Genomic DNA, 25480 nt, shown 5'->3' with positions numbered 1-25480 from the left:
ACTAGAACAAGAACCCCGAAGGGGCTTGCGTTCCAGTGGCCTATGGTGTAATTGGCAGCACGACTGATTCTGGTTCAGTTAGTCTTGGTTCGAGTCCAGGTAGGCCAGCTCGCGGAGCTCATCCGCAACCGCGGAACTTTTCCGCAGGCCCCCGTTGTGTAGCGGCCTAGCACGCCGCCCTCTCAAGGCGGTAGCGCCGGTTCGAATCCGGTCGGGGGTACTGATCTCGATCAACTCGGGATCGCTAGGGCCCCCGTTGTGTAGCGGCCTAGCACGCCGCCCTCTCAAGGCGGTAGCGCCGGTTCGAATCCGGTCGGGGGTACAAACTGGTCTAAACCACATTGGTCTATGGTGTAATTGGCAGCACGACTGATTCTGGTTCAGTTAGTCTTGGTTCGAGTCCAGGTAGACCAGCTCGGATCTGCGGCGGTGCAGTACTGAACGCTTGCAAGATCCTCGCCCCCGTTGTGTAGCGGCCTAGCACGCCGCCCTCTCAAGGCGGTAGCGCCGGTTCGAATCCGGTCGGGGGTACATCATGAAGGCCCTTCGCTTCGGCGGAGGGCCTTCGTCGTGCCGGACGGCTACTCGTCGAAGCCGTACCGCCGTGTCGTCTCCTCCTCCTGGGCCATCCGGTGCAGCGTCTGCAGGATCGGCTCGTTGATGATCGCCCCCAGGATCGCGAACTCGATCCGCTCCTCCTCCGACGGGTGCGCCTCCATGTTGTCCAGGTCGAGGACGGCTGTCCGGTAGGCCAACTCGGCGTACGGAGCGAGCAGTTCGGCTCCCCAGGTGTAGCCGAGCCGGCGGAACGCGGCCACCGACACCACCAGTGAGCGGTACGAGGGGGAGATGGTCGAGAGCCGCTTGACGTTCTCCCAGCCGAGCCGGTCGAGGAGTGCGGCGACCTCCTCGTGCGCGCCCTGGATGTACTCGTCGTCCGCGTCCGGCTCCGGCACCTGTGGCAACGCCCACATCGCGGCGCCGAGGCGGATCGCACGCGGCAGGGAGTCGTCGTCGACATGCCCCAGCACCTCCCGGACCGTCGCCACCGGCAGCCGGCCCACCTGGATCATCGCCCGCACCAGCCGCAGCCGGCGCAGATGCTCCTCGTCGTACTCGGCCGTCGTGGCATTGAGCTGGACGCCCGGCGGCAACAGGCCTTCGCGCAGGTAGTACTTGATGGTCGCGGTGGACACCCCACTGCGCTCGCTGAGCTCGGCCAGCCGCATCTCTTGCGCCTCTCCTTGGGAAGTGCCACTATCCAAGCATCGATCAGGAGGATAGCGCCGCTATCCGATGAGCGGAGCAGGGGACCGTCATGTTCGCGAAGCCGGTACGAGGTCGCACGACCGCGGATGCGGAAGGTGATGTGGTGGTCCTGCTCATCGGTATGCGGGTGAACCACTTCTGGGCGGTGCACCAGTGGCTGCCGGTCATGCTGGCGATGTTCCGCATGCTTGGGGAGCTTGCGCGGAACCACGACCGGGGGCTGCTGGGGCGTGTGATGCTGACGGCCTCTCCGCGGACGTACTACATCGTCCAGTACTGGGAGTCCAAGGAGAAGCTGTACGCCTACGCGCACTCGCCGGAGATGTTCCATCACCGCGCCTGGTCGATCATCAACGGCAAGGAACGCGCGGGGAAGGTGCGCGGCCATGTGGGGCTGTGGCACGAGGCGTACGTGGTGCCCGAGGGGTCCTACGAGGCCGTCTACTTCGACATGCCGGCCTTCGGGCTCGCGGGGGCGCACGGGCAGGTGCCGCTGGAGAAGCGTGGGCGCTACGCGAAGGACCGGTACGCATATCGGTCGTCCGCGGGGGCCGGGCAGAAGGCGGCCGAGAAGGCCGGGTGACCAGGGGGGATCGGGGGAGCGAGGAGGGCCTGCCGCGGCGTTGGGGCGGGCCCTCCTCGCTGACGTCTCCCTACGGTCTCGTGCGTCAGCCGGTGCGGCGCAGTGCCTCGGAGAGACGGGCGGCGGCGTCGATGACCGCCTGGGCGTGCATACGGCCCGGGTGGCGCGTCAGGCGCTCGATGGGGCCGGAGACGGACACGGCGGCCACCACGCGGTTGGACGGGCCGCGTACGGGCGCGGAGACGGACGCGACGCCCGGTTCCCGCTCGCCGATGGACTGGGCCCAGCCGCGGCGTCGTACGCCCGAGAGTGCGGTGGCCGTGAAGCGGGCGCCCTGCAGGCCCCGGTGCAGGCGCTCCGGCTCCTCCCAGGCCATCAGGATCTGCGCCGAGGAACCGGCCTTCATCGTGAGCGTCGAGCCGACCGGGACCGTGTCCCGAAGTCCGGACAGGCGCTCCGCCGCGGCGACGCAGATGCGCATGTCGCCCTGGCGGCGGTAGAGCTGGGCGCTCTCGCCCGTGACGTCCCGCAGATGCGTGAGCACCGGGCCCGCGGTCGCGAGCAGGCGGTCCTCGCCGGCGGCCGCGGCCAGCTCCGCCAGGCGCGGGCCGAGAATGAAACGGCCCTGCATGTCGCGTGCCACCATACGGTGGTGCTCCAGGGCCACGGCCAGTCTGTGGGCCGTCGGTCGTGCCAGTCCGGTGGCCGCCACCAGTCCCGCGAGGGTGGCCGGCCCGGACTCCAGGGCGCTGAGGACAAGGGCTGCCTTGTCCAGAACGCCCACGCCGCTACTGTTGTCCATGAAACGATACTCACGTCTCACTCTGTGAAACGCAAGTTCCTTTTTTCGTGAGACGCGCAACCCTTGTATGCACAGCGGCCCGCTGACCGAACGGGCCGGATGACGGACGCCCGTGAATTGGGGCCGGGTGCCGTCTCCTCAAGATCTCTAGTTGGGCCGGTGGACGTTTGCCGGCCGGAGGGAAAGCGATGGGTAGGACACTCGCGGAGAAGGTCTGGGACGACCACGTCGTCCGGCGCGCCGAGGGCGAGCCCGACCTTCTCTTCATCGATCTCCACCTCCTGCACGAGGTGACCAGCCCGCAGGCCTTCGACGGTCTGCGCAAGAGCGGCCGGCCGGTGCGCCGTCTCGACCTCACCATCGCGACCGAGGACCACAACACCCCGACCCTCGACATCGACAAGCCGATCGCGGACCCGGTCTCCCGGGCCCAGCTGGAGACGCTGCGCAAGAACTGCGCCGAGTTCGGCGTCCGGCTGCACCCGCTGGGCGACGTCGAGCAGGGCGTCGTGCACGTCGTCGGCCCGCAGCTGGGTCTGACCCAGCCCGGCATGACGGTCGTCTGCGGTGACTCCCACACCTCCACGCACGGCGCCTTCGGCGCGCTGGCGTTCGGCATCGGCACCTCGCAGGTCGAGCACGTGCTGGCCACCCAGACGCTGCCGCTGGCCCGTCCGAAGACCATGGCGATCACGGTCGACGGCGAACTGCCCGAGGGCGTCACGGCCAAGGACCTGATCCTGGCGATCATCGCCAAGATCGGTACGGGCGGCGGCCAGGGCTACATCCTGGAGTACCGCGGCTCCGCCATCGAGAAGCTCTCGATGGAGGCCCGGATGACCATCTGCAACATGTCGATCGAGGCCGGTGCCCGCGCGGGCATGATCGCCCCCGACGAGACCACCTTCGAGTACATCAAGGGCCGCGCCCACGCCCCCGAGGGCGAGGACTGGGACGCCGCCGTCGCGTACTGGAAGACGCTGAAGACGGACGAGGACGCCGAGTTCGACGCCGAGGTCGTCATCGACGCCGCGTCGCTGTCGCCGTTCGTCACCTGGGGCACCAACCCCGGCCAGGGCGCGCCGCTTTCGGCCGACGTCCCCGACCCTGCTTCGTACGAAGACGCTTCGGAGCGCCTCGCCGCCGAAAAGGCCCTGGAATACATGGGGTTGGAGGCCGGGCAGCCGCTGCGGTCCATCAAGGTGGACACCGTCTTCGTAGGCTCCTGCACCAACGGCCGCATCGAGGACCTGAGGGCCGCGGCGGCGATCGTCGAGGGCCGCAAAGTCGCCGACGGCGTACGGATGCTGGTCGTCCCCGGCTCCGCGCGCGTCGGTCTGCAGGCCGTCTCCGAGGGCCTGGACGTCGTCTTCAAGGAGGCCGGCGCCGAATGGCGGCACGCGGGCTGCTCGATGTGTCTGGGCATGAACCCCGACCAGCTGGCCCCGGGTGAGCGCTCCGCGTCCACCTCCAACCGCAACTTCGAGGGCCGGCAGGGCAAGGGCGGTCGTACGCACCTGGTGTCGCCGCAGGTCGCCGCCGCGACGGCGGTCCTGGGCCACCTGGCCTCGCCCGCCGATCTGTCCGACGCCCCTGCGCCCGCTGGAGTCTGAGAGTCATGGAAGCATTCACCAAGCACACCGGCCGGGCCGTCCCGCTGCGCCGCTCCAACGTCGACACCGACCAGATCATCCCTGCTCACTGGCTCAAGAAGGTCACGCGGGACGGTTTCGAGGACGGGCTGTTCGAGGCCTGGCGCAAGGACGAGAACTTCATCCTCAACCGCCCCGAGCGGCAGGGCGCCACGGTCCTGGTCGCCGGCCCCGACTTCGGCACCGGCTCCTCCCGCGAGCACGCGGTGTGGGCGCTGCAGAACTACGGCTTCAAGACCGTGATCTCCTCCCGCTTCGCCGACATCTTCCGCGGCAACTCGCTGAAGAACGGCCTGCTCACGGTCGTTCTGGAGCAGAAGATCGTGGACGCGCTGTGGGAGCTCACGGAGAAGGACCCGCAGGCCGAGATCACCGTCGACCTGGAGGCGCGCGAGGTGCGCGCCGAGGGCATCACCGCCGCCTTCGAGCTGGACGAGAACTCCCGCTGGCGGCTGCTGAACGGGCTGGACGACATCTCCATCACCCTCCAGAACGAGGCCGACATCGCCGCGTACGAGGCCAAGCGCCCGTCGTACAAGCCCCGGACGCTCAAGGTCTGATCCGGAACCCATCCGCAGGTCGGGTTTCGGCCACCTGAACACCCCCGCTGTACCCCCGATCAGCCCGATCGGGGGTACAGCCGTGTCTGGACCCGAAAGGCCTCGGGGGTGCTCGCCCCTGTTCCCAACTTCCCACGTTACGACGGTTGTTGCCGGGGTAGCCGAGTTGTGTAGGCGCGACTTCCGCCGGAGCCCGGAAGGCCGTTTGAGGCATCAGTTGCGACCCCCGCAGGCGACAACTCGCCCCAGATGGCACAATCTGTGCATGGAACACGACGGCCAACTCGAGCTCTATGCGGCAGTCGCGGACCAACTGAAGGAAGCGCACGCAAGAGTGCGCGCACTGCAAGTCCCGGAGGGCGTACGGATGGCGCTGACCCGGAAGCTGCTGGTCATTACGGCCGCGGCCAAGCACGATCTCGCCGACGCGGCAAGGCGTCTGGAGGCGTTCACCACGGACCTCGACGAGGGTCGATTCCCCGAAGAGGACCGCTGAACGCGTTCGAGACAGCCGAGTTCGTTGCGGCGCACGGGTGATTAGCCCGTTTCGTGTTTGATTTGCGGTATATATCTGCCTAACGTGCGAAAAAGCTTGAACACTTTCGTTCTGGCAATGTCTCCGAAGGGGAAGACGTGAACAAGGCGCAGCTCGTAGAAGCGATTGCCGACAAGCTGGGCGGCCGACAGCAGGCCGCCGAGGCTGTCGACGCGGTCCTGGACGCCATCGTCCGCGCGACCGTCGCCGGGGACCGGGTCTCGGTCACCGGCTTCGGCTCGTTCGAGAAGGTCGACCGTCCGGCCCGCTACGCCCGCAACCCGCAGACGGGCGAGCGGGTTCGGGTCAAGAAGACCTCCGTTCCGCGCTTCCGCGCGGGCCAGGGCTTCAAGGACCTGGTGAGCGGCTCGAAGAAGCTCCCGCGCGGCGGCGAGGTCGCCGTCAAGAAGGCGCCCAAGGGCAGCCTGACCGGTGGCGCCGCGGCGACCGTGAAGAAGGCGGCCGCGAAGAAGACCACCAAGGCGGCCGCCGCCAAGAAGACGACGGCGAAGAAGACCACGGCGAAGAAGACCACGGCCGCCGCCAAGAAGACGACCGCGAAGAAGACGACGGCGAAGAAGACCACGGGCGCCGCCAAGACCACCGCGGCGAAGAAGACGACGGCCAAGAAGGCCACCGCCAAGAAGGCCCCGGCGAAGAAGGCGACGGCCAAGAAGGCCCCCGCCAAGAAGTCGACGGCTCGCAAGACCACCACCGCCAAGACGGCCACGGCCCGCAAGAGGTAAAGACGCAAGGGCACAGGGGCACTCACGCGCCGGGCCGGACTCCGCATCGGAGTCCGGCCCGCGGCGTTTCTCGGGGGGTCAGAGGGTCTGGAGTGTCACGAGGGTGATCCGCAGGCCGTCCTTGCCGCCCTCCGTCTCGATGCGGACCCGTTGCCCGGGGCGCAGCAGCCGCAGGCCACCCGCGTCGAACGCCGGTGCGTCGAAGGGCACCGGGGTGCCGTCGTCGAGCAGCACGCTGCCGGTCCTTGTGTCTGCGTCGTAGGTGTATGCGGTGGCTTGCATGGCCTGCAGCCTACTGGGTGCCGATTTCGCCGTACGGTTCCGGTTGTTTGCGGGCTGCAGGTGCGTTGTGGCTGGTCGCGCAGTTCCCCGCGCCCCTTCGGGGGCGCCTCGGCCTGTGGGCAGTCGTGCCGCTGGGGCGGCACCCGTCCCACAGAAGGCGGCACCTCTCAGCGAGCAGCGCCCCCACCTCCCTCACCGGCACCTCAAGTACCCGGTATCAGCAGTCCCGCCGAGGCCGCCGCCGTAAACCGCCCCACCCCCAGCGCCAGCGCCGCGCGCAAGTCGTCGCCCGTGTCGACGTCCTGGCGTACGGAATCCACGTCCCCGAGCGCGAGCTCCTCGGCTCCGGATGCCCGGTGCCGGGCGCGGGAATCCGGGCCGAATGCCGGAAGCAATTCCTCGGCGGCGGCTGCGGCCAGCAGCGTCGTGCCGATTGCGGCCGCGTCGGCGAGGAAAGCGCGGGGGAATTCCGTGGCCGCGTCCAGGACTCGGGACAATTCCAGCGGGTGCAGCGCCGGGAGGTCGGCGTTCAGGGCCGCGACGGGGCTTTCGGGGTGTGCGGTGCGCACGGCGGTCACTCCGTGTGTCAGGGCCGCGTTGAGGCCGCCGTGGGGCTCGTCGGGCACGATCCGGGCGCCCAGCGCGGCCAGCTCGCGGCCGGCCAGGGCGTCGTCCGTGACGACCGCCACATCCCTGACCACCGGGCAGGCCAGCGCCGCCGCCACGGTGTCCTGGGCGAAGGCGAGGGCGAGGCCGGGGCGCAGCCCGTCGGCCGCGGTGTCCGCGAGCCTGCTCTTGGCCCGCGTCAGGGGTTTCAGGGGTATGACCAAGGTCCACAGCACCGGTGTTCCGTCCCTCTCTTGTCGCGGCCATTGTCACTCAGCCGTCACCTGGACCATCTGGCGGTCGCGTCGCCGGGGCGTACCGTGTTCTCGACAGACCGGCGGCCTGGGGCGACACTTGTGCGGCCCCCAAGGCCCTAGAGGAAGGTGTCCGCGTGCCCCGCCGCAGAATCGGCTTCTGGTATCGCTTCGCAGCGGTGCTCTGCAAACCGCCGCTGGTGGTTCTGATCAAGCGGGACTGGCGCGGAATGGAGCACATTCCGGCCGACGGCGGATTTATCACCGCGGTGAACCACAATTCCCATGTGGACCCCTTCGCGTATGCGCACTATCAGTACAACACCGGACGGGTTCCGCGATTCCTGGCGAAGAGCGGCCTTTTCAAGAAGGGATTCGTCGGCGCCGCGATGCGCGGCACCGGACAGATCCCCGTCTACCGCGAGACCACGGACGCGCTGAGCGCATTCCGCGCCGCGATCGAGGCCGTGGAGCGCGGGGAGTGCGTCGCGTTCTACCCCGAGGGCACCATCACCCGGGACCCGAACCAGTGGCCCATGACCGGCAAGACGGGTGCCGCGCGCGTCGCCCTCACCACCAAGTGCCCGGTGATTCCCGTCGCTCAGTGGGGTGCCAACGAGCTGCTCCCGCCGTACGCCAAGAAGCCCAGCCTCCGGCCGCGCAAGACCCACCACGTGCTCGCGGGACCGCCCGTCGATCTCTCGCGCTTCTACGACAAGGAGATGACCCCGGACCTCCTGAAGGAGGCGACGGAGGTCATCATGGCCGCCATCACCCGCCAGCTGGAGGAGATCCGCGGCGAGAAGGCGCCCGCGACGCCGTACGACCCGCGCCGTGAGCGGATCGAGCAGCGGCGCAGGACGCAGACGCAGACGCAGAGCGGTCAGGAAGAGGAGAGCGCCAAGTGAGCAAGACGGTCAAGGCCGCTGTCTTCAGCGCTGGTTCATGGGGTACGGCCTTCGGGATGGTGCTCGCCGACGCCGGCTGCGAGGTCACCCTCTGGGGCCGCCGGCCCGAGGTCGTGGACGCGATCAACTCCACCCGGGCCAACCCCGACTACCTGGCCGGTGTGGAACTTCCGGGGAATGTGCGCGCCACCACGGACGCCGCCGAGGCACTGGCGGGCGCGGACTTCACGGTCCTGTCGGTGCCTTCCCAGACGCTGCGCGCGAACCTCGCCGAATGGGCGCCGCTGCTCGCGCCCGACACCACCCTCGTCTCCCTCATGAAGGGCGTCGAACTCGGCTCCGCCATGCGGATGAGCGAGGTGATCGAGGACGTCGCCAAGGTGGGCGCCGACCGGATCGCCGTCGTCACCGGGCCCAACCTCGCGCGTGAGATCGCCGCCCGGATGCCGGCCGCCGCCGTGGTCGCCTGCACCGACGAGACGGTCGCCCAGCGGCTCCAGGCCGCCTGCCACACGCCGTACTTCCGGCCGTACACGAACACGGACGTGGTCGGCTGCGAGCTGGGCGGTGCCGTCAAGAACGTGATCGGCCTCGCCGTCGGCATCGCGGACGGCATGGGCCTCGGCGACAACGCCAAGGGCTCGCTCATCACGCGCGGCCTCGCCGAGACCACACGGCTCGGTATCGCGCTCGGCGCCGACCCGCTGACGTTCTCCGGACTCGCGGGCCTCGGCGACCTGGTGGCGACCTGCTCCTCGCCGCTGTCGCGCAACCACACCTTCGGCACCAACCTCGGCAAGGGCATGACCCTGCAGGAGACCATCGCGGTCACCAAGCAGACCGCCGAGGGCGTCAAGTCCTGTGAGTCCGTGGCGGATCTGGCCCGCCGGCACGGCGTGGAGATGCCCATCACCGAGACCGTCGTGGACATCGTGCACGAGGGCAAGCCTCCGGTGGTCGCCCTCAAGGAGCTGATGTCGCGCAGCGCAAAGCCCGAACGACGCTGAGCGAACCTGCTGAGTCGACGCTGTATCGGGGCTCTACCAACGGGTACTCTCAACGCGATATGAGCACCGAGAACCTCCCCCAGAGCCCTGAGCAGCCGCCTCGCAAGCCGCGCGTGGCCGTCGTGTTCGGCGGGCGCAGCTCCGAACACGGGATCTCCGTGGTCACCGCCGGCGCCGTCCTCAAGGCCATCGACCGGACCAAGTACGACGTTCTGCCGATCGGCATCACGCGGGAGGGCCGCTGGGCCCTCACCGCCGACGAACCCGAACGCATGGCGATCACCGACCGCCGTACGCCCGAGGTGGAGGACGTGGCCGAGTCGGGCGAGGGCGGTGTGGTGCTCCCCCTGGACCCCGGCAACCGCGAAGTCGTCGTCAGCGAGCCAGGATCGGTGCCCAAGGCGCTCGGTGAGGTCGACGTCGTCTTCCCCGTCCTGCACGGCCCGTACGGCGAGGACGGCACCCTGCAGGGACTGCTGGAGCTCTCCGGCGTCCCGTACGTGGGTTCGGGCGTGCTCGCCTCGGCCGTCGGCCAGGACAAGGAGTACATGAAGCGGGTGTTCACCTCCTTCGGGCTCAAGGTCGGCCCGTACGTGGTGGTCCGGCCCCGCGAGTGGGAGCAGGACGAGTCGGCCGCCCGCAAGAAGATCGTGGACTTCGCCGGCGAGCACGGCTGGCCGCTCTTCGTGAAGCCCGCGCGCGCGGGCTCCTCGATCGGCATCACCAAGGTCGACGACATCGCCGGACTCGGGGACGCGATCGCCGAGGCCCAGCGCCACGACCCGAAGATCCTTGTCGAGGCCGCACTGCGCGGCCGTGAGATCGAGTGCGGGGTGCTGGAGTTCGAGGACGGTCCGAGGGCGAGCGTGCCCTCCGAGATCCCGCCGCCGGACACGCACGCGTACTACGACTTCGAGGCGAAGTACATCGACTCGACCCCGGGCATCGTCCCGGCCCCGCTGACCCCCGAGGAGACGGCGGAGGTCCAGCGCCTCGCCGTGGACGCCTTCGAGGCCGCTTCCTGCGAGGGCCTGGTCCGCGCGGACTTCTTCCTCACCGAGGACGGCGAGTTCGTGATCAACGAGATCAACACCATGCCCGGCATGACCCCGATCTCGATGTACCCACAGATGTGGCAGGCGAGCGGCATCAGCTACCCGGAACTGGTCGACAAGCTCATCCAGGCAGCACTGCGCAGGTCAACGGGCCTGCGCTGAGCGCCCCGACAGGGGCGCGGGGCTGTATCGATATGCGGCTACCGCCGCGTGGGCGCGACAAGCCACAGATCGCCCGCAGTCGACACAGGACCTGCTGGGCCACGGCGACTAGTCGGCAACACCCTCCGGTACCGCTTTCTTGATGGCAGGCGCCAGATCAACCAACGGCGCCATGCCATCCCCGGTCCGCCCCGCAGGGATCGTCACCTCGACATACCCCTTCCGCAGCGTCGTGGTAAAGCGGAAGGCCCCGGCCTGCTTCTGCAGCAGCCACCCGACGCCGTTCACCTCGACCCCGTCGGCCTCGGGATCACTCATCTCCGCGGGCCGCGGAACACCGCAGCGCAGTATGATCGCCGGGTCCCCCCAGCCCGCGGTCAGCGGGGACGCGGGCTCGGGATCCCGGCGCCCGAGACCGTCGACCTTGGACGGCAGTGCCCTGTCCAGGCTCCGGCACAGCGCAGCGACCTTCGCCCCCGGCGAGGGAACCGCCGCCGACGCGCTGTCGTCTGCTGATGAGCAGCCCGCGGCGGCGATCAGCAGGACGAACACGGGCAGCCCGGCAGGAACAGGGCGCCGGCGACGGAAGAAGTTCACCGGCCAAGGGTAGACGGGGGCTACAGATGGACGACCGGGCAGGTCAGGGTGCGGGTGATGCCGTCCACCTGCTGGACCTTCGCGACCACCATGCGGCCGAGGTCGTCCACGGTGTCGGCCTGGGCCCGCACGATCACGTCATAAGGTCCTGTCACGTCCTCGGCCTGGATGACTCCAGGGATCTTGCTGATCGTCTCGGCGACGGTCGACGCCTTGCCGACCTCCGTCTGGATCAGGATGTACGCCTGTACCACGGAACCTCCAGGGCGGCCACGAGGATCATGTGGGGAAAAGGAACGCCACGGTATCGCGTCGCCGCTCGCCGCGGGGAGACCTGCGGGGGCCGGGGCTTGCGCGCCGGGGTGCAGGCACGGCAAAGGTTGACGGTCACCTCGACCGTATCGAGGACACTGATGACGCGCGACCGGGCACGGCCAGGGACAGAAGGGGAGCAAGGGCAATGAAGGGCACTGTTGGTGAGCTCGGGGAGTTCGGGCTCATCAGGGAGCTCACCTCCCGTCTCACCACCACCCCGGCGGTCCGGGTCGGCCCCGGCGACGACGCCGCTGTGGTGGCCGCGCCCGACCGACGGGTCGTGGCCAGTACCGACATCCTCCTGGAGGGACGGCACTTCCGCCGCGACTGGTCCACCGCCTACGACGTCGGACGTAAGGCCGCTGCGCAGAACCTCGCGGACATCGCCGCCATGGGTGCCGTACCGACCGCACTGCTGCTCGGCCTGGTGGTGCCCGCCGAACTCCCCGTGACCTGGCCGAGCGAGCTGATGGACGGCATCCGCGACGAGTGCCAGGTCGCGGGTGCCTCCGTGGTCGGTGGGGATGTCGTACGGGGCGACACGATCGTGGTGTCGATCACCGCGCTCGGCGATCTGCGCAACCAGGAGCCGATCACCAGGGGCGGCGCCCAACCCGGCGACCTGGTCGCGGTGACCGGCTGGCTCGGCTGGTCCGCCGCCGGTTACGCGGTGCTCTCCCGGGGTTTCCGTTCGCCGCGCGCCTTCGTGGAGGCGCACCGGCGCCCGGAGCCGCCGTACCACGCGGGCCCGGCGGCCGCGGGGCTCGGCGCGACCGCGATGTGCGACGTCAGCGACGGACTCATCGCCGACCTCGGGCACATCGCCGAGGCCAGCAAGGTCCGTATCGACATCCGTTCGGGCGCGATCGACATCCCGTCCCAGATGAACGACATCGGGCAGGCCGTCGGTGTCGACCCCATGCAGTGGGTGCTGACCGGGGGAGAGGACCACGCGATCGTGGCGACCTTCCCGCCGGACGTGAAGCTGCCGGCCCGCTGGAAGGTGATCGGCGAGGTGCTCAACCCCTCGGCGCTGCCCCAGGTGACGGTGGACGGGGCGCCGTGGACCAGCAAGGGCGGCTGGGACCACTTCGGGGACATCGAGTCATGAGCGCCCCGCCCAGGGTGCTGACGGTCGCGGGCTCCGACTCCGGCGGAGGGGCCGGGATCCAGGCCGACTTGAAGACGATGCTCGCGCTCGGCGTGCACGGCATGAGCGTCGTCACCGCGGTCACCGCGCAGAACTCCCTTGGCGTGCAGGGTGCTTGGGAGCTGCCGGTGCAGGCCGTGCGGGCCCAGTACCGCAGTGTGGTCGACGACATCGGCGTACAGGCGGTGAAGACCGGGATGCTGGCCTCCGCCGAACTCGTTGAGGCGGTCGCCGAGTTGATCGCCGGAACGGATGCTCCCGTGGTCGTCGACCCGGTCGGCATCTCCAAGCACGGAGACCCGCTGCTGGCGGCCTCCGCGCTGGACTCCGTACGGGCGAAGCTGCTGCCGGCCGCGACGGTCGCGACACCGAACCTCGACGAGGTGGCCCAACTCGCCGGTGTACGGGTCGAGTCGGAGTCGGAGCTACGAGGGGCGGCGGCGGCCGTCCTGGAGTACGGGCCGCGCTGGGTGCTGATCAAGGGCGGTCATCTCCCGGGCGACGCCGTGGACTTGCTCACCGACGGCTCCGAGGAGCACTGGCTGCGCGCCCCCCGCCACGACAACTCACACACGCACGGCACGGGCTGCACCCTCGCGTCCGCGATCGCGTCGCAGCTCGCGAAGGGGCAGTCCGTGCCGGAGGCGGTCAAGGCCGCCAAGGAGTACGTCACCGGGGCGATCGCGGCCGGGTTCGCACTCGGCGGGGGGATAGGGCCCGTGGACCACGGCTGGGCCCTCAGGCCTCAGGCAGGGCCGGGTACTCCCTCAGTTTGATGTTCGTGGCCGCCTTCTCGGTCAGCCTCTTGAAGAAGCGGGCCAGCGGGCGGGAGCTGAGGACCCGGTACATGCGGTCGCGGCTGCGGATGCGCCGCTCGGTCGCCGGGGCGAAGAACGGGCCCGCGTTCCCGGAGATCTTCTGGCAGCCCTTGGCGAAGTCCCTGATCCGCGTCTCGTACTCGGCGAACGCGGTACGGAAGTCGCCGCCCGCGAGGGCGAGTTCACCGGCGAGGACGTACGCGCCGACGATCGCCACACCCGTCCCCATCCCGCCCATGGTCGCCCCGTACCCGGCGTCCCCGAGCAGCACCACGCGCCCCTTGGTGAGGCGGTCGACATGGATCTGGGCGATCGCGTCGAAGTACACGTCCTCGGCCTCTTCGAGGGCCTTGAGGACGGCCGGCGTCTCCCAGCCCATCCCGGCGAAACGTTCCCGGAGGATCGCCTTCACCGCCGTGACGTCCCTGCGGTCGTACGACAGTTCCTCGGACCGGAAGACCAGCAGCGCGCCCGCGCGGTCCGGGTCGCCGTCGTAGTTGCCGATGACGAACGCGCGGCCGGGCTCGCTGTAGACGCGGCCGGTCCGGTCCAGACCCAGGTGGTTGGGGACGTCGAAGCCCGCCACGTAGTGGTCGAAGAAGCGCAGGTAGCGGGACTCGTCGCCGAACACGAGCCGGCGGGTGTTCGAGTGCAGGCCGTCGGCGCCGACGACCAGGTCGAAGCGGCGGGGAGCACCCTGGTCGAAGGTGACGTCGACGCCGTCGGCGTCCTCGGTGACAGAGGCGATCGAGTCGCCGAAGACGTACTCGACGTCGTTCTTGGTGCGCTCGTACATGATCTGCGCGAGCTCGCCGCGGAAGATCTCCACGTCGCCGCTCATCATGTCGGCCGGCAGGTCCACGCGCGGGGTGCCGTCGGCGTCGACCACGGTCTGGCGGCCCATGTGGGTCTGGCGGGCGTGGATCTCGTCCCAGATGCCCATGGAGGTCAGCACCCTGCGGTGGACGTGGCCGCGGAAGTCGACCGCGAAGCCGCCGCCGCGCAGCTCGGCCGCCTTCTCGACGACGGTGACGCGGGCGCCGAGCCGGGCGAGGTTGAGCGCGAGGGCGGGTCCGGCGACGCTGGCGCCGGAGATCAGGACGCTGAGGTGAGCCAGGGGCTTCGTCGTGTTTTCTGTCGTGTTCTCTGTCGTGGTCTTCGTCGTGTTCTTCGTCATGCGGTGAGCTTCGGCGGGGGCGCTTACCGTCCCCCTACCGTTCGCTGACCGCCGCTGACCGCAGCCGTATGCCCTGCTGGAAGGCCTGCTCGTACGCCTCGGCGGACAGCTTCGCCCGGACGTCCTGGTCGATGCGTACCACGTCCGGGTCGCCCTCGGTCCGCAGGCCCCGCAGGCCGGTCGCCGCGCCCAGCAGTACCGCGGCCCGCTCGGCCGAGTCGGCGGTGGAGGCCAGCGCCTCGGCCGCGTCGGCGAGTTCCAGGTCGCCCCAGCCCTCCACGGCCAGCTCGGCGGCCTGCCGGAACCAGTCGCGGGCCTCCTCGGGGTGCCCCTCGGCGGCGGCCGTGCGGCCGAGCCCGATGAGGCTGCGGACGGTCTCGCCGACGCTGAACCAGTTGGCGGCGCACTCCTGGAGGGCGCTCTCGTAGTGCACGCGCGCGTGCGCGGTGTCCCCGGACAGCCGGGCCGCGTCACCGAGGCCGCGCCGGGCGGCCGCCACCTTGTCGGGCAGCCCGGCGCCCCGCGCGAGCGTCAGCGCCTGGTCGAAGTGGGCCACTGCGGCCGCCGTGTCGCCCCGGTGCAGCAGCACGGTGGCACGGGTGCGCAGCAGATCGGCTGTCTCCTCCGGTGCGGCCAGTTCCCGCACGTGGGCCAGGCCCTCGTCGAGCAGTTCCAGGGCGCGTTCGGACTCACCGCGCGCGTGGGCGAGCATGCCGAGCGGGTCGAGGCAGTTGGCCATGCCCCAGCGGTCACCGGTGGCCCGGTACCCCGCCAACGCCCGGGCGAAGCGTTCCTCTGCCTCCTCGGGCCGGCCCGCGTACTGCGCCCGGAAGCCGAGGCCCACGTCGAGCAGGGCGTGCGCCCAGGGGGAGTCACCGGCCAGGGCGAGGGCGTGGCCGTCGGCGGCGGGCCGCGGACCGGCCGCGACCGCCCACAGCACGAGGACGTACGGCAGCCTGAGCGGCCCCTGGTACGCGCCCAGGACGGCGTCCACGCGCGCGATGAGCTCGGGTTCGTCGCCCGCGCCGGAGAGCGCGTTGATCACGCACAGGACGTACTCCTCCGCCAGCCCGGGCGGCGGGCTGTCTCCGACGGCGGCCAGCAACTCCCGCGCCGTCCCGATCCGTTCGCCGTGCACTCCGCGCAGCCGCCAGAACCAGGAGAGGGGTCCCATGAGGCGCAGGGCCCGGCCGGTGTCCCGGCGCACCAGGTGGCCCAGAGCCGTGTCCAGGTTGGCGTGCTCTTCGGCCAGCCGGTCCAGCCAGGGCAGCTGTCCGCCGCCGCGAAGGTGCGGCTCGGCCTCCTCGGCCAGCCGCAGGAAGTAGCCGGCGTGGGCGTCCCGAAGGCCCTCCGCGTCCTTTGCCTCCCGCACGGACTCCGCGGCGAACGCCCTGATGGTCTCCAGCATCCGGTAGCGCCCCTCGGAGACCTCCAGGAAGGACTTCTCGACCAGCGAGGCCAGCACGTCCTCCGGGTACGGCAGCCCGCACACCGCTTCGACCGTCTCCAGCGTCGCGCCCCCGGAGAACACTGTCAGCCGCCGCGCCAGCTCCCGCTCCTCCTCGTCCAGCAGGTCCCAGCTCCACTCCACGACGGCGCGCAGGGTGCGGTGCCGGGGCGCCTTGGAGCGGTCGCCGCGGGAGAGGAGCCGGAACCGGTCGTCCAGGCGGTCGGCGAGCTCGTCCGGGGTGAGGGTGCGCAGCCGTGCCGCCGCCAGCTCGATGGCGAGCGGGAGCCCGTCGAGGGCGGCGCAGATGCCGGGCACGCGCGCGTGGGCCTCGAACCCGGGGCGTACGGCACGGGCCCGGTCGACGAAGAGCCGCACCGCTGGTTCCGGTGGCAGCGGCGGTACGGGGACCAGCACCTCGCCGGTGATCCCCAGGGACTCCCGGCTGGTGGCGAGGACGCGCACACCGGGACACGAGGCGAGCAGCAGCGCGGCGACCCGGGCGGCCTCCTCGACCAGGTGCTCGCAGTTGTCGAGCACGAGGAGCAGTTCGCGCTCCTCCAGGGCGGCCAGCAGCCGGTCCGTGCTGTCGGCCGCGGCCGTACGGAAGCCTTCACGCACTCCGAGCGCGGTGAGGACGGCGTACGGGATCTGCTTGCGGTCACTGACCGGGGCCAGCTCGACGAAACAGACGTCGGCCCGCCGGTTCGCCGCCTCGATCGCCAGCCGCGTCTTGCCCGCGCCGCCCGGGCCCGTGAGCGTGACCAGGCGGACGTCGGCCAGGAGAGCGTCGATCCGGGTGAGTTCGCTCTCACGGCCGACGAAACGGGTGAGCTGGACCGGCAGGGTCCGCCGCTCGGGTCCGCCGCCCTGGAGCAGCTCCAGGTGCAGCGCGGACAGCTCGGGCGAGGGATCGGCGCCCAGCTCGTCGGCGAGCGTGCGCCGGGCGTCCTCGTACACGGTCAGCGCCTCGGCGGGCCGCCCGCCCGCGTGCAGGGCCCGCATCAGCTGCCCGTACAGCCGCTCGCTCAGCGGGTGGGCCGACAGCAGCGCCCGCAGCTCCGGTACGAGTTCGGGGCTGCCGCCGAGCGCCAGGTCCGCCTCGATCCGGTCCTGTACGGCGGCCAGCCTGAGCTCCTCCAGCCGGGCGGCCTCGGCGTACGCGTCCGGGAGGTCGGGCAGCGCGGGCCCGCGCCACAGGGCGAGCGCCTCCCGAAGCAGCGGCGCCGCGCGCGCGTGGTCACCGGCGGCGAGAGCGGCCCGCCCCTGCTGGGACAGCCGCTCGAAACGGTGGACGTCGACGGAGTCGGCCGGGACGGCGAGGCGATAACCGGCGGGCCCCGCCTCGATGTCCGTGTGCGGGGCCAGGCGCCTGCGCAGACGGGAGATCTGCGACTGGAGGGCGCCCGAGGCCCCGGCGGGCGGCTCGGCGCCGTACAGGCCGTCGGTGAGCCGCTGAGTGGAGACCGGGTGACCGGCGTCGAGGAGCAGCAGGGTGAGCAGTGCGCGGGGGCGGGGTCCGCCGGGGTCCAACGGGGTGCCGTCGTCGGTGCGTACGTCCAGGGGGCCCAGGATGCCGAAGCGCATTCCCAAGATTCTCGCAGCACACCTGGTGGCCGGGCACGGCCTTTTGGACGCGACCTTTGGAACGCGACCTTTGGAACGCGACCTTTGGGCACAGCAAAAAGCCGGTCCACCGAGGTGGACCGGCTCAGTGCAGCGAACCAGCAGTGGCCGCGCGCTTAGCTGTGCGTCAGCGCGAGACCTTGCCGGCCTTGATGCACGAGGTGCAAGCGTTCACGCGCTTCGGCGTCCCGCCGACCACGGTACGGACGCGCTGGATGTTCGGGTTCCAGCGACGGGACGTACGGCGGTGCGAGTGCGAGATGTTGTTGCCGAAGCCCGGCCCCTTGCCGCAGACGTCGCAGTTGGCAGCCACGGGTCACTCCAAAGACTTCAGATGCACTTACGGTTGAGTCCCGGCATGCCGGGATCGAGATCGCAGGATCAGAGATCTGAGTGGCGGTGCCAGGGGAGAGCCCGATGTGGATCGGGCAACCGGAGCAGCATACAACGACTGCGCCAGCACAACGAAACTACCATGGCTGATCAGGGCCCCGCTCCCAGCCCTCTTCCGGTCGTCACCCGCTCTGGGTCTACGCTGCGTCCAGACCGGATCCTGAGGAGGCGCAGGTGGCGCAGGTGCCGCAGACATTCTTCGATGCTCTCGCGGTGCGCACCTGGTGCGGCCTCGCGCTGGAGGCGCTCGGCCGCGCGCGCGAGGAGATCGACGCGATCAACGTGTACCCCGTGGCCGACGGGGACACCGGCACCAACCTCTATCTGACCGTGGAGTCCGCCGTCGGGGCGGTGGAGGCCGTGTTCGCCGCCCATGAGGTGGACGCCGGCGCCGCAGGGAAGCCGTCGCTGGCCGACGCCACGCGCGCGATGGCCCACGGGGCGCTGATAGGCGCCCAGGGGAACTCCGGGACGATCCTCGCCCAGCTGCTGCGGGGCATGGCGCAGGTGCTGGCCGCCGAGGGTGAGACCCCTCACACCGACGGCTCGGGCCTCCGTCTCGCCCTGCGGCACGCGGCCGACTCCGCCCGCCAGGCCGTCGCGCACCCCGTCGAGGGCACGGTCCTGTCGGTCGCCGCGGGCGCCGCCGACGCGGCCATGGGAGCCGAGGGCGACTGCGGGGCGGTGGCACGCGCGGCCTATGAGGGAGCGCGTGCTGCGCTGGCCGCGACCCCGGGGCAGCTGGCCGTGCTGGGGCGGGCCGGGGTCGTCGACGCCGGCGGGCGGGGGCTGGTGGCGGTGCTCGCGGCGCTGGTGGAGACGTTCACGGGGGAGGCACCGGCGGCCGTCGTGGCTTCCGGCGGGCACGCGCGCGTGCAGAACGCTCCGGCAGCGGTCGAGAGCACCCTCGTCGAGGACTGCGTCTCTCCTCAGGAGGGCGGCCCCGCATTCGAGGTGATCTACCTGCTGGAGGCCGAGGACACGGCCGTGGACCGGCTGCGGGCACGTCTCGACGCCCTCGGGGACTCGCTGGTCGTGGTCGGCGGCGACGGGCTGTGGAACGTGCATGTGCACGTGGACGATGCGGGCGCCGCCGTGGAGGCGGGCGTCGAGGCGGGGCGGCCGTACCGGATCCGGATCACCCACTTCGGCCTTGGTGACGTGCACACCACAGGAGGGCAGCGGTCGCCCAGGGAGCAGGTCCAGCGGGCCGTCGTGGCCGTCGTGCCGGGCGAAGGGCTGGCCGGGCTGTACACCGAGGCCGGCGCGACCACCGTGCTGGCGCGCCCCGGGGAGCCCCCCGCGAGCGGTGAGCTCGTCGACGCCGTACGCCGCGCCCACGCGCGCGAGGTGGTGCTGCTGCCCAACGACGCGGACCTGCGGCACACCGCCGCCGCGGCGGCCGAGCAGGCCCGCACCGAGGGTGTCCGGGTGGCCCTGATCCCGACCCGCTCCGCGGTCCAGGGGATCGCCGCGCTCGCCGTGCACGAGCCGGAGCGCCGCTTCGACGAGGACGTCGTGTCGATGACCTCGGCGGCCGGCGCGACCCGCTACGCCGAGGTCGCCGTCGCCGAGCGCCAGTCCTGGACCATGGCCGGCATCTGCCAGGCCGGGGACATCCTCGGCCTCATCGACGGCGACGTGGCCGTGATCGGCTCCGACGTCACCGTCACCGCCGAGACCGTCCTCGACCGCATGCTCCAGGCCGGCGGCGAACTGGTCACCCTCGTCCTCGGCGACGAGGCCCCGCAGTCGGTCGCCGACCGCCTGGAGGCACGCGTCCGCGAGTCGTACCTGGCCGTCGACACGGTGGTGTACCGGGGCGGCCGCCAGGGAGCGCTACTCCTGATCGGCGTCGAATAACACCACTGCGGTCCCACAGCCGATCCGCGCGCGGCTGACCGCAGACGGAGGCCCGTTGGATCGGGTCCCCTCCCTGGCCCGCGCCGCCCGCGAGCACCTCGCTCGGCCACGGGATTCCCGCCTCCCGGCCCGTTCGCTCCTCACCGGGGCGGCGGAGGGATTCCTGGCCTCGGGCCGGCGGCGGGGCTTGTGGCTTCGGCCGTCGGGGTTCTTACCGGGGGCGGGGGTGCTGCCTTTGGGGCTTGTCTGCTCCCTGGTTTGGGCAGGTCGCGAGGGCTTTGGTCGGCTGTGGGGTTCCTGGCGTCTGTGGCTGGTCGCCAGCAGCCAGCCCCGGGCCGAAGAGGCCAGGCACCTCGAACCGCAGAGGCGAGAAGCCCTGAAACCCGCTGAGGCGCGAGCGCAGCCCACAGCCGCCAAAACTGACCACGGCCCTCACGGCCGACGCAGGCAGGGAGCCGACCGACCCCAAAGGCAGCAGCCCCGCCCCCGAGAGCGGCCGACAGCCCCGGACCCCCGACAGCTGAGGCCAGAGGCGGAAGAGCCCAGACGCCAGGAACCCGGCGGCTTCTGGTCTCTGTGGTCCAGAGCTTCTGGCCGTGGCTGCCGACCGGTGCCGGTTCGGAGCTGCTGGCGCTGCGGCCTGTCCGCTTCTGGCCTTGGGCCGGTCGCCAGGCCCCTGGACTTTGCCGACCGGGGTCCCTGGTCGCAATCGGCCCCCGAGCGCCCGGCTTGGTCGGGCGCGGCTCATGGCCTCAGCCCGCCTCCTGTTCCTCCACCACCTGCAGCATCTGTTCCGCCTCCGCCTGTCGGTCCTGTGCCGTTTCGTCCTCGGCGTCGGCGCCGTCGTACGCCGCGAGGACCGCGCGGGCGCGTGCCGCTGCTCGGGAGGGGCGGGCGAGGTCGGCCTCCAGCCAGCCTGCGGCCAGTTCGGCGCCGGTGCGGCTGTGCAGGGCGTCGTCGCCGAGGGAGGCGAACACCGCGATCGCCTCGGTGACCTGGGACAGGGCGTCTTCGAGCGCCGCCCGGATCGAGTCGTCGTCGGCGTCCTCGGTGGCGGAGCGGGCCAGCAGGTCGCCGAACTGGCGGTGGGTGTGACCGAGTTCGGCGACGAGCCGCTGCCGCACCTCCTCGTCGGTCCCGGCGGCGCCCAGCGCCGCCTCGCACTCCCGGACCGCGCCCGCCATCAGCTCCCGTGCCGTGCCCGTCCCGTCCTCCGCGCGCAGCGCGAGCCAGGCGCGGGCGCGCAGGGAGCGTACGAGGCCGTGGACGTTGCCGAGCGAGCGCCACAGATCGCCCGCGCGCGCGTACGCCTGATCCGCCTCGGCGGGCAGCCCCGCCGCTCCGAGGGACTCGGCGGCGAGGTGGGCGAGCGTCGCGTGGTCGTGCTGTTCGGGCCACTCCTTGGCGATCTCGGCTGCCTGCAGGCGCCGTTCGGCCGCCTCGCGGTGCTCGCCGAGTTCGCTCAGACAGTCGCCGAGCCACCACTGCGTCTGGACGACGGCGCCGTCGCCGTGCGTCTCGGCGCGCAGGTCGGGCAGCGCCGACTCCAGCACCTCCGCGGCCTCGGCCCACCGCTCCTGCCGCAGCAGGAACCCGCCGAGCTGCTGCCGCGCCCAGGCGCCGAGCGTCGGGCCCTCGCCCGCCTCGTCGGCCCAGTGCGCCGCCTCCAGGGCGTGCTCCGCGGCCTCCACGGACAGCCCCCGGCCGCCCAGCACCTCGGCGAGCTGCAGGTGCAGCTGGGCCCGCCCGACCGCCTCCAGATGCGCCCCGCCGTGTTCCAGGGCCGCCCGCAGCGCCCGTTCCGCCCCCGAGATGTCGCCCAGGTGGTGCGACAGCCCGGCCAGCCGTGCCTCGTACTCCACCGCGAACCACGGCAGCCCGGCCCCGACGAACCCGGCCGTGGCCCGCCCGAACAGCTCCACGGCCGCCTCCAGGTCGCCGCCGCGCACCGCCAGATCCGCGAGCATGGCCTGAGCCTCGGCCTCCCGCGAGGCGATCCGCACATCGTCCCCGGCGTACCCGCCGACCAGCGCGAGCAGTTCACGTACGGCGCTCTCGGCGTCGGCGAGAACCGTTTCCTCAGCCGGCTCGCCCGCTTCCTGCACCCGCCGCATCAGGATCCGCGCCCGTCCCATCAGCACGGACGCCGTCTGCCGTACTCCGGTCGCGTCGTCGGCGTACAGCGCCAGGACCTGGTCGTACGGCTCGGCGACCGCCGCCAGCGCTTCGTCCACCTGCCCGGACAGTGCGCGTACGTATGCCGCACGCGTGCGTGCCGCCAGCGCCTCACCGGGGTCGCCCGCCTCCTCGTACAGCTCGGCGGCACGTTCGAAGAGTGCGGCGCCCTCCGGACCCCGGTCCATCGCCTCGTGGTCGGCGATCTCCGCGCGGTCGCGGGCGTCCAGCTCGACGCCCTCCGCGGCGCGCGAGACGGCCGCCCAGGCGTCCATGGCGTTCGGCTGCAGGGTGTGCGAGAGCCGGCGTGCCTCGGCCAGCAGGGCGGCCAGGTCCGGCACGTCCGCAGTCGCGGCGGCCGGCGCCGCCACCGAAGGCGCGGAGACCGGGCGACGCGTCGCCCGCACCCCGAGCGGCAGCCGCTCGACCAGCGGTCGCTGCGCCATACGCGCGCGTGCCCGCTCACTGACGTACGCGTTCCCGTTGCGCTCGTCGAAACGCGCGGCCAGGGCGAGCGCCTCCGCACGCGCGTGCGTGGCGAGCTCGCGCGCCGTCCAGGTCCGGCCGGCCGGCCCCGGCACCTCACGGTCGCCCAGCCCCGCCTTGCCCAGCCGCTCCATGAGCAGGGTCACCACGCTCAGGAAGTCCAGCCTGCTGCGCGGATGCCCGGTGGCCGTGAAGTACGCCGGCCGCTCCGCGAGCAGTTCCAGGCCGCGCGCCTCATTGCCGGTCAGCGCGCAGAACTCCACATGGTCCGCGTATGCGCCCCGCATGCTCTCCATGCCCCGCACCAGCCGGAAGCCCCGCAGATGGTGGGCGCGCGCCTCGTCCGTGCGGCCGAGCCGCAGCAGGGGCACCAGGGACGACGCGAGCACCGTGTGCGGCTCGTGCGCGCACGTGAACTCGCCCTCCAGGACCGGCCGCCACAGCAGCAGAGCCTGAGCGTCCCGCCCCTGCTCCGCCTGCCACCAGCCCTGTCCGTGCAGCTCGCACGCATGACAGTCGGCCATGCTGTCCCGGTCGGCGGCCAGCCACGCGGCGTACGCCCGCTCCGCGCGCGGGATGTCCCCGAGGTGCGCGGCCACACTGAACTCGGCGCTGCGCACGGCCCGTTCGGAGTGCCCGGCGAGCCGGTAGCGATGCTCCATCTCGGCGAGCCACTTCTCGATGGAGGCGAGCGGCACGTGCGGCTGGTCGAGCATGCCGGACGACATCCACTTGAAGACCCAGTGCAGCGAGTGCACCTCGTACTCGTCGAAGTCCCCGGGCCGCTCGTCCCACATGCGCAGCAGACGCGCGAAGGGGACGAACATCTTGTCCTTCTCGGAGCTGTAGTTGTAGACCTTCAGCTGGTGTCCGAGCGCCTCGATCACGGCGAGCGGGATGCCCAGCTTCTCGGCCTCGGTGAGCAACTGCTCCGCGCGCGCGTTGCGTGCCGGGCCCTCCGGTCGTTCGGAGTTCTCCGCCATCGCCCGGCGCAGGGAGTCGAAGTCCGTGATCCCGCTCATCAGTTGCCGTCCTCCCCGTGGGTCGCCCATTCCAGCAGGCCGATGAACGCCCGGTTCAGCAGCGCCGTGTCCGCCGGCCGCAGCGGGCGCTGCGCCATGAGCAGTGCCTGCCCGTACAGGGACTCGGTGGCGGTGCCGATCAGTTCCGGCTCGCCGAGCGAACTGATCCGCCGGACCAGCGGGTTGAGGTGGTTGAGCACGAGACGCGCGCGTGGGGCGCTGCCGCGGAGCGACCCCAGGATGCCCGACCAGAGGTCGTCGGCCTGCTCCTCGGCCTCGGCGCGGGCCTGCTCATGGCGGGCCGCCCGGTCGTCCAGATGCAGTGCGGGAACGGAGAGCGGGTGGAAGGCCCGCAGGACCACATCGCACCCCAGGGGGTCGAGTTTCGCCCGCGCGGCCGCCAGGAAGCCGGACAGGGCCAGCTCCTCGGCAGGGTCGACCGCGTCCAGATGCGCGGTCACCGTTTCGGCGTCCAGCTCCGCGACCACCGTCCCGGGCCGCACCGACGGCAACGCCTCGACCAGCTCGCTGTCGTACGTGTAACCGCCGTTGATCACCCCGACGCCCTGCGCGGACGCGATCGGCGCGACCTGGCGGTACTCCTCCACGGTCCGGGTGAAGTGCACCACCGGATGCCGCTGCGCGAACTCCTCCAGCGACAGCTGTCCGTCGGTGGTCTCGAAGGGCAGCCACGGCAGCATCGTCCGCAGCATCCCCTTGTCGTGCCGCGCCAGGGACTTCACGCCCAGGTGGTGCACGGACAGGAAGGCCGCCAGCCGTTCCGGATCACCGGCCGCAAGCCCGGTCAGCCAGGACCGGATCCTTTCGCCCAACGCCTCCCGTACGGCGGCCAGCGTCTCGTCCTCGTACAGCGACTCGCGCGAGGCCGTGGGCCGCAGACTGTCGGTGTCCAGCACGCACCGCACGAAGAACGCCCAGTCCGGCAGCAGCTGTTCGGCCCGCTCGGTCAGCAGCATGCCCTTGAGGTGCACGCGATGCCTCGCCCGCTGGGCCGGGCTGACCGCCGAGGGCAGGACGTACGCCACGCCCCGGATCCCCGCGAGCGGCACGTCCAGCTCGATCGAGTCGAGAGGGGTGAAACCGAACAACTCGTGACAGTGCCGCGCCAGGGCCACCCGCCGGCCCGCGGGGGAGGGGTACGACCGGTCCCAGGGCGCCGGAAGGTCGGTGACCGCCTCGTCGCCGACCCGGACGTCGTACGGCAGCAGCGACCCGAAGTCCCGGGCCAGCGTGAGCACCCGCTCGGGCGCGAGCCACTCGCCGGCCCCGGCCCGCGCCACCAGGTGCACGGTGGTGCCCGGTTCGGGCCGCGCCTCCTGCGGCAGCGTCCGCACGGTGTACGAACCGTCGTCGCTCGCCGTCCACTCCACGACCGCCGCGTCCGGCGTACGGGCGCTGCGGCTGACGACCCGGATCCGCTCGGCGACCACGAAGCAGGCCAGCAGGCCGATGCCGAACTGCCCGAGGAAGTCGGAGCGGACCTCCTGGAGCCCGTCGGCGATGCCGTCGGTCCGCTTGGAACTGCGCCCGATGGTGGCCAGCAGGGTGTGCACGTCCGCCTCGGTGAGTCCCACCCCCGTGTCCTCCACGCGCAAGGCACCGGCCTGCGCACACAGCCTTACCTGGGCCGGCGCGTCGGGCTGCTCCGCGCGCCGGGCGGTGATGGCGTCCACGGCGTTCTGCAGCAGTTCCCGCAGATAGACCTTGGGGCTGGAGTAGAGGTGATGGGAGAGCAGGTCCACCAGCCCGCGCAGGTCGACCTGGAACGTATGAGGTGGCTGAGGTGACTGGGACGGCTGGGATGACTTCGAGGTCTGGGAGTCCATCGTCGCAGCGCCGGTGGGGGGAAGTTCGCGACGGCGCGGGGTCGGGCGGTCCCTGGTGGGGCGGTGACCGCGGGGGATGGCCGGAGCGCGCCATCCTAAGGCCGGAACGAGCCGTCTGACCAGGGGTTTCGCGGGACGTATAC

The 25480-nt window shown here is 71.4% G+C and carries 22 protein-coding genes and 5 tRNA genes; 16 read left to right on the top strand and 11 right to left on the bottom strand.

The features are described 5' to 3' along the window. Window positions 1-36: 36 nt before the first annotated feature. The 5 genes from ACWDAG_RS30495 to ACWDAG_RS30475 all read left to right on the top strand — a co-directional run bounded on the left by ACWDAG_RS30495 (window position 37) and on the right by ACWDAG_RS30475 (window position 531). A tRNA-Gln gene (locus tag ACWDAG_RS30495) sits at window positions 37-108 on the top strand. A gap of 39 nt (window positions 109-147) precedes the next feature. After that, window positions 148-220: transfer RNA gene (locus tag ACWDAG_RS30490), tRNA-Glu, on the top strand. Window positions 221-249: 29 nt separating this feature from the next. Beyond that, window positions 250-322, top strand: a tRNA-Glu gene (locus ACWDAG_RS30485). Between the two features lie 20 nt (window positions 323-342). Further along, a tRNA-Gln gene (locus ACWDAG_RS30480) sits at window positions 343-414 on the top strand. A 44-nt stretch (window positions 415-458) separates the two neighbouring features. Further along, window positions 459-531 (top strand) — tRNA-Glu (locus ACWDAG_RS30475). A gap of 50 nt (window positions 532-581) precedes the next feature. Here ACWDAG_RS30475 and ACWDAG_RS30470 read toward each other — a convergent pair. After that, window positions 582-1229: a MerR family transcriptional regulator gene (locus ACWDAG_RS30470; protein ID WP_450698753.1), complete on the bottom strand. Its 648-nt coding sequence runs from the start codon at window positions 1227-1229 to the stop codon at window positions 582-584. 89 nt (window positions 1230-1318) lie between these two features. Between ACWDAG_RS30470 and ACWDAG_RS30465 the strand changes: the two genes are divergently transcribed. Beyond that, window positions 1319-1852 carry a DUF4188 domain-containing protein gene (locus ACWDAG_RS30465; protein WP_450698752.1) on the top strand — a complete coding sequence of 178 codons (534 nt, stop codon included), beginning with the start codon at window positions 1319-1321 and terminating at the stop codon, window positions 1850-1852. Window positions 1853-1937: 85 nt separating this feature from the next. On the opposite strand, the gene ndgR is transcribed toward ACWDAG_RS30465, so the two are convergent. Continuing rightward, window positions 1938-2654 (bottom strand): IclR family transcriptional regulator NdgR, encoded by a 717-nt coding sequence (gene ndgR / locus ACWDAG_RS30460; RefSeq protein ID WP_015036427.1) that lies wholly within the window; start codon window positions 2652-2654, stop codon window positions 1938-1940. A 188-nt stretch (window positions 2655-2842) separates the two neighbouring features. Between ndgR and leuC the strand changes: the two genes are divergently transcribed. The 4 genes from leuC (at window position 2843) to ACWDAG_RS30440 (ending at window position 6147) form a co-directional block, all read left to right on the top strand. After that, window positions 2843-4267, top strand: coding sequence for a 3-isopropylmalate dehydratase large subunit (leuC, locus tag ACWDAG_RS30455; protein WP_450698751.1), 1425 nt, complete (start codon window positions 2843-2845; stop codon window positions 4265-4267). A 5-nt stretch (window positions 4268-4272) separates the two neighbouring features. After that, window positions 4273-4866: a 3-isopropylmalate dehydratase small subunit gene (gene leuD / locus ACWDAG_RS30450; RefSeq protein ID WP_450698750.1), complete on the top strand. Its 594-nt coding sequence runs from the start codon at window positions 4273-4275 to the stop codon at window positions 4864-4866. Window positions 4867-5131: 265 nt separating this feature from the next. After that, on the top strand, window positions 5132-5362 hold the full coding sequence (locus ACWDAG_RS30445; protein ID WP_450698749.1) for an SCO5555 family protein: 231 nt from the start codon (window positions 5132-5134) through the stop codon (window positions 5360-5362). A 137-nt stretch (window positions 5363-5499) separates the two neighbouring features. Then, window positions 5500-6147 (top strand): HU family DNA-binding protein, encoded by a 648-nt coding sequence (locus ACWDAG_RS30440; protein WP_450698748.1) that lies wholly within the window; start codon window positions 5500-5502, stop codon window positions 6145-6147. A gap of 78 nt (window positions 6148-6225) precedes the next feature. On the opposite strand, the gene ACWDAG_RS30435 is transcribed toward ACWDAG_RS30440, so the two are convergent. Together ACWDAG_RS30435 and cofC are read right to left on the bottom strand one after the other, a co-directional pair. Then, complete coding sequence (locus tag ACWDAG_RS30435; protein ID WP_365831868.1) at window positions 6226-6429, bottom strand: hypothetical protein; 204 nt, start codon at window positions 6427-6429, stop codon at window positions 6226-6228. Between the two features lie 203 nt (window positions 6430-6632). Then, entirely contained in the window at window positions 6633-7271 is a 639-nt protein-coding gene (gene cofC / locus ACWDAG_RS30430; RefSeq protein WP_450698747.1) for a 2-phospho-L-lactate guanylyltransferase, read from the bottom strand. 155 nt (window positions 7272-7426) lie between these two features. Between cofC and ACWDAG_RS30425 the strand changes: the two genes are divergently transcribed. The 3 genes from ACWDAG_RS30425 to ACWDAG_RS30415 are packed head-to-tail and all read left to right on the top strand — an operon-like array spanning window position 7427 to window position 10421. Then, on the top strand, window positions 7427-8197 hold the full coding sequence (locus ACWDAG_RS30425) for a lysophospholipid acyltransferase family protein (RefSeq protein WP_450698746.1): 771 nt from the start codon (window positions 7427-7429) through the stop codon (window positions 8195-8197). After that, complete coding sequence (locus tag ACWDAG_RS30420; protein WP_450698745.1) at window positions 8194-9204, top strand: NAD(P)H-dependent glycerol-3-phosphate dehydrogenase; 1011 nt, start codon at window positions 8194-8196, stop codon at window positions 9202-9204. The genes ACWDAG_RS30425 and ACWDAG_RS30420 overlap by 4 nt, the downstream gene beginning before the upstream one ends. Window positions 9205-9263: 59 nt before the next feature. Beyond that, on the top strand, window positions 9264-10421 hold the full coding sequence (locus ACWDAG_RS30415) for a D-alanine--D-alanine ligase family protein (protein ID WP_450698744.1): 1158 nt from the start codon (window positions 9264-9266) through the stop codon (window positions 10419-10421). A 108-nt stretch (window positions 10422-10529) separates the two neighbouring features. On the opposite strand, the gene ACWDAG_RS30410 is transcribed toward ACWDAG_RS30415, so the two are convergent. Beyond that, complete coding sequence (locus tag ACWDAG_RS30410; protein WP_450698743.1) at window positions 10530-11018, bottom strand: DUF3515 domain-containing protein; 489 nt, start codon at window positions 11016-11018, stop codon at window positions 10530-10532. Window positions 11019-11038: 20 nt separating this feature from the next. After that, window positions 11039-11272, bottom strand: a complete 234-nt coding sequence (locus ACWDAG_RS30405) for an Lrp/AsnC family transcriptional regulator (protein ID WP_003997603.1) — start codon at window positions 11270-11272, stop codon at window positions 11039-11041. A 206-nt stretch (window positions 11273-11478) separates the two neighbouring features. Here ACWDAG_RS30405 and ACWDAG_RS30400 point away from each other — a divergent pair, with 206 nt between their 5' ends. Together ACWDAG_RS30400 and thiD are read left to right on the top strand one after the other, a co-directional pair. After that, the gene (locus ACWDAG_RS30400) at window positions 11479-12444 is read left to right on the top strand and encodes a thiamine-phosphate kinase (RefSeq protein WP_030943058.1); all 966 of its coding nucleotides are present in this window, start codon (window positions 11479-11481) and stop codon (window positions 12442-12444) included. Next, the gene (thiD, locus tag ACWDAG_RS30395) at window positions 12441-13259 is read left to right on the top strand and encodes a bifunctional hydroxymethylpyrimidine kinase/phosphomethylpyrimidine kinase (RefSeq protein ID WP_450698742.1); all 819 of its coding nucleotides are present in this window, start codon (window positions 12441-12443) and stop codon (window positions 13257-13259) included. Before ACWDAG_RS30400 ends, thiD begins: the two co-directional genes overlap by 4 nt. On the opposite strand, the gene ACWDAG_RS30390 is transcribed toward thiD, so the two are convergent. The 3 genes from ACWDAG_RS30390 to rpmB form a co-directional block, all read right to left on the bottom strand. After that, complete coding sequence (locus tag ACWDAG_RS30390; protein ID WP_450698741.1) at window positions 13222-14478, bottom strand: FAD-dependent monooxygenase; 1257 nt, start codon at window positions 14476-14478, stop codon at window positions 13222-13224. The genes thiD and ACWDAG_RS30390 overlap by 38 nt on opposite strands. 34 nt (window positions 14479-14512) lie before the next feature. Next, complete coding sequence (locus ACWDAG_RS30385) at window positions 14513-17512, bottom strand: BTAD domain-containing putative transcriptional regulator (RefSeq protein WP_450698740.1); 3000 nt, start codon at window positions 17510-17512, stop codon at window positions 14513-14515. Between the two features lie 166 nt (window positions 17513-17678). Next, on the bottom strand, window positions 17679-17864 hold the full coding sequence (gene rpmB, locus ACWDAG_RS30380) for a 50S ribosomal protein L28 (RefSeq protein WP_003993230.1): 186 nt from the start codon (window positions 17862-17864) through the stop codon (window positions 17679-17681). Window positions 17865-18118: 254 nt separating this feature from the next. Between rpmB and ACWDAG_RS30375 the strand changes: the two genes are divergently transcribed. Continuing rightward, a complete protein-coding gene (locus tag ACWDAG_RS30375; protein ID WP_450698739.1) occupies window positions 18119-19807 on the top strand; it encodes a DAK2 domain-containing protein in 1689 nt (562 codons plus the stop codon). Between the two features lie 752 nt (window positions 19808-20559). Here ACWDAG_RS30375 and ACWDAG_RS30370 read toward each other — a convergent pair. Continuing rightward, window positions 20560-23490, bottom strand: a complete 2931-nt coding sequence (locus tag ACWDAG_RS30370) for a tetratricopeptide repeat protein (RefSeq protein ID WP_450698738.1) — start codon at window positions 23488-23490, stop codon at window positions 20560-20562. Then, window positions 23490-25337, bottom strand: a complete 1848-nt coding sequence (locus ACWDAG_RS30365) for an HSP90 family protein (protein ID WP_450698737.1) — start codon at window positions 25335-25337, stop codon at window positions 23490-23492. Before ACWDAG_RS30365 ends, ACWDAG_RS30370 begins: the two co-directional genes overlap by 1 nt. Window positions 25338-25480 lie beyond the last annotated feature (143 nt).

It is taken from the genome of Streptomyces sp. NPDC001157 (assembly GCF_053598255.1).
The sequence above is the reverse complement of the archived record's forward strand: the minus strand, read 5'-3'. Positions and strand labels throughout refer to the sequence as shown.

Coding starts and splice junctions, on each gene's coding strand:
- ACWDAG_RS30470 (WP_450698753.1), bottom strand. CDS start 1,229: ATGCGGCTGGCCGAGCTCAGCGAGCGCAGTGGGGTGTCCACCGCGACC.
- ACWDAG_RS30465 (WP_450698752.1), top strand. CDS start 1,319: ATGTTCGCGAAGCCGGTACGAGGTCGCACGACCGCGGATGCGGAAGGT.
- ndgR (WP_015036427.1), bottom strand. CDS start 2,654: ATGGACAACAGTAGCGGCGTGGGCGTTCTGGACAAGGCAGCCCTTGTC.
- leuC (WP_450698751.1), top strand. CDS start 2,843: ATGGGTAGGACACTCGCGGAGAAGGTCTGGGACGACCACGTCGTCCGG.
- leuD (WP_450698750.1), top strand. CDS start 4,273: ATGGAAGCATTCACCAAGCACACCGGCCGGGCCGTCCCGCTGCGCCGC.
- ACWDAG_RS30445 (WP_450698749.1), top strand. CDS start 5,132: ATGGAACACGACGGCCAACTCGAGCTCTATGCGGCAGTCGCGGACCAA.
- ACWDAG_RS30435 (WP_365831868.1), bottom strand. CDS start 6,429: ATGCAAGCCACCGCATACACCTACGACGCAGACACAAGGACCGGCAGC.
- ACWDAG_RS30415 (WP_450698744.1), top strand. CDS start 9,264: ATGAGCACCGAGAACCTCCCCCAGAGCCCTGAGCAGCCGCCTCGCAAG.
- ACWDAG_RS30400 (WP_030943058.1), top strand. CDS start 11,479: ATGAAGGGCACTGTTGGTGAGCTCGGGGAGTTCGGGCTCATCAGGGAG.
- thiD (WP_450698742.1), top strand. CDS start 12,441: ATGAGCGCCCCGCCCAGGGTGCTGACGGTCGCGGGCTCCGACTCCGGC.
- ACWDAG_RS30390 (WP_450698741.1), bottom strand. CDS start 14,478: ATGACGAAGAACACGACGAAGACCACGACAGAGAACACGACAGAAAAC.
- ACWDAG_RS30385 (WP_450698740.1), bottom strand. CDS start 17,512: ATGCGCTTCGGCATCCTGGGCCCCCTGGACGTACGCACCGACGACGGC.
- ACWDAG_RS30370 (WP_450698738.1), bottom strand. CDS start 23,490: ATGAGCGGGATCACGGACTTCGACTCCCTGCGCCGGGCGATGGCGGAG.
- ACWDAG_RS30365 (WP_450698737.1), bottom strand. CDS start 25,337: ATGGACTCCCAGACCTCGAAGTCATCCCAGCCGTCCCAGTCACCTCAG.